This is a genomic window from Alcanivorax sp. HI0083 (assembly GCF_001635175.1).
In genome coordinates this window covers 1-2,595 of record NZ_LWFX01001067.1, presented here as the reverse complement: position 1 = coordinate 2,595, position 2,595 = coordinate 1, and the positions used below count along the sequence as shown (strand labels likewise).

General features: G+C 54.0%; 4 protein-coding genes. 1 reads left to right on the top strand and 3 read right to left on the bottom strand.

The window, feature by feature from the left end; translation table 11 throughout:
- Together A3754_RS14095 and galE are read right to left on the bottom strand one after the other, a co-directional pair.
- A partial coding sequence (locus A3754_RS14095; protein ID WP_197468662.1) for a hypothetical protein occupies positions 1-352 on the bottom strand: 352 nt, incomplete at its 3' end.
- Positions 353-480: 128 nt separating this feature from the next.
- Positions 481-1,494 carry a UDP-glucose 4-epimerase GalE gene (galE, locus tag A3754_RS14090; protein WP_063520203.1) on the bottom strand — a complete coding sequence of 338 codons (1,014 nt, stop codon included), beginning with the start codon at positions 1,492-1,494 and terminating at the stop codon, positions 481-483.
- 175 nt (positions 1,495-1,669) lie between these two features.
- Between galE and A3754_RS14085 the strand changes: the two genes are divergently transcribed.
- Positions 1,670-1,876, top strand: a complete 207-nt coding sequence (locus A3754_RS14085) for a hypothetical protein (protein WP_063520202.1) — start codon at positions 1,670-1,672, stop codon at positions 1,874-1,876.
- A gap of 353 nt (positions 1,877-2,229) precedes the next feature.
- On the opposite strand, the gene cysC is transcribed toward A3754_RS14085, so the two are convergent.
- A partial coding sequence (cysC, locus tag A3754_RS14080) for an adenylyl-sulfate kinase (protein WP_063520201.1) occupies positions 2,230-2,595 on the bottom strand: 366 nt, incomplete at its 5' end.

Sequence of the window (2,595 nt, the reverse complement as noted above, 5' to 3'; positions counted from 1 at the left end):
CAACTGCTACTGCATTAATCGCCACAAAGAGGGAAACCAGGCCAACCAGAAACAACGAAAACCATTGCTGGCGATAAAGTTGATCATCCTTTCCTTCTGAAAATGCGATTGATGCCAGCTTCAGCACGCTGTTATCCGTACCAATTCTCACTACCACTGAAGCAAGCATCAGCACCGCAACGCTCCAGAGGAAAATACCGGCCTGGTCCGCCGGCAGCTGCCTTGCAACAAGAACGTTCATGGCCAGCATGGCCACTGCACCCAGCCCCCTGATCACCAGCGGACCAAGATACTTTTTCAGCAAGGCTGCAAAGCCACGCAACAGAGCGGCCTTATCCGGTTTCGCTGTCAATGAAGGAACCCCAACACATTGAAGGCCTGAGTAAATGAATTCCCGCCTTCGCGGGATTGACGAATCAAGAGAGCATCCAGAGTCGCTATCCGAGCCTGATCAGAAAACGAATAGCCAATGAGTAATGCTTATTTATATCCATTCGGATTCTTGTCCTGCCAGCGCCAGTGATCCTCGCACATCGCGTCAATACCCCGCGAAGCGCTCCAGCCAAGCACATTGCTGGCATGGGTCGGGTCCGCATAACAGGTCGCCACATCACCGGGGCGACGTTCCACAACCTGATAAGGAACGTCACGGCCGGAAGCCCTGGAAAAAGCCTCGATCATCTCAAGTACGCTATACCCACGTCCCGTTCCCAGGTTGGTCGTAATTAAGCCACCGGCTTTCTCCAACGCCTGCAGTGCCGCCAGATGCCCCTCGGAAAGGTCCATCACGTGGATGTAATCACGCACCCCTGTACCGTCATGGGTAGGGTAATCCCCACCAAAGACATTCAGCTGCTCCCGCTTGCCGATGGCAACCTGTGCAATGAAAGGCATCAGGTTATTAGGAATGCCATTGGGGTCTTCGCCAATCTCGCCGCTTTCGTGGGCACCCACGGGATTAAAGTAGCGCAGAAGGGCTATTCTCCAGCGGTTATCACTGGTGTAGAGATCTCGGAGCATATCTTCAATATGCAGCTTGGTGGCACCGTAGGGATTCGTTGCACTGAGAGGGAAATCTTCCCGTATCGGAACCGTTGCGGGATCGCCATAGACCGTCGCTGAAGAGCTGAACACCATGGTGCGTACGCCGGCACGCTCCATCGCCTCCAGCAACCGGAGGCTTCCAGTCACGTTACAGTCGTAGTACGCAAGCGGCATGGCAACAGATTCCCCCACCGCCTTGAGGCCAGCAAAATGGATTACTGCCGCAATATCATGGGCTGAGAACAGGGCATCCAGACAGCTGGCATCACGAATATCCCCCTCTACAAAGGTTACCGATTTGCCGGTAAGCCGCTCAACACGAATCAGGCTCTCACGACTGCTATTGCTTAGATTATCCAGCACCACCACTTGGTGCCCAGCTTCCAACAACAATAAAACGGTATGAGAACCGATGTAACCCGCGCCGCCCGTTACCAGGATACTATTCATCGCTTACGTCTCCGAATCATCGGCCTTAGCCTCAGACTTATCTTACTCAAACAGTGGTTTGTGGATGACACAGCGGAACCGTTCAACCGCCTAGAGTGGCTGTTGAGCTTGCGGCAACCCAGAACATTCCGTGCTGCCTCCGCCACACACGATAACCACGATAGATGAGTCTACTATGCCATTTTATCGCGCCAGTTTCCGCCATACCTTCAGCACCGGGGATACTGTTGAGCTGACCTCCCACCCCTACCCGGCCAATAGCTGGGAGCACGCCCGGCAACTGGCCGATGCATTTGGTTATGTGGATGTGCGGATTGCTGTCGAGGACCGACATAACGATGGCCGAATTACCGTATACCCCATGCTCACCAGTGTTGAATGACCGCCCCCTGGAACAAGCCACAATCAATGAGCATCACAACACTATCGCTCACCTCCCACTCATGGGCAGAACCGAGCACGCACCGCGGCGTGGTGGTAGCAGATCAAAACGCTCAGGCGCGGGTTATGAAGACGGTTCTTGTCGTTTCCTGAAAAGCATGAGCAACAGGCCATCCTTGGCCTGAGGACAAAATCCAATCACTGCACTGTGTCGGATTACGGCTACGCCTAATCTGACCTACGCCAAATCAGCGGCACGTAGTTTGTAGGCCAAATCAGCCTGGAAGGCGCAATTTTGTAGGTCGAATTAGCCTGAAAGGCGTAATCCGGCATACAGCTTAGCCAGCACCCACCCTACACAATTGCGGCGATCAGTTGCTTCACACAGGCTTCAATATCGTTTTCAGCGGTATTCACCACCAGCTCCGGCTTGGCCGGTGCTTCGTAAGGGCTATCGATACCGGTGAATTCCTTGATAATGCCCTGGCGCGCTTTCTGGTACAGCCCTTTGGGATCGCGCTTCTCACACTCTTCAAGCGGCGCATCCACAAATACTTCCACAAACTCACCGTCTTCGAACAACTCACGGGCCGCATCGCGATCGGCGCGGAACGGGCTGATAAAGGCCGTTACCACAATCAAACCGGCATCCACCATCAATTTGGCCACTTCAGACACCCGGCGAATGTTCTCGGTGCGGTCTTCATCACTCATACCCAG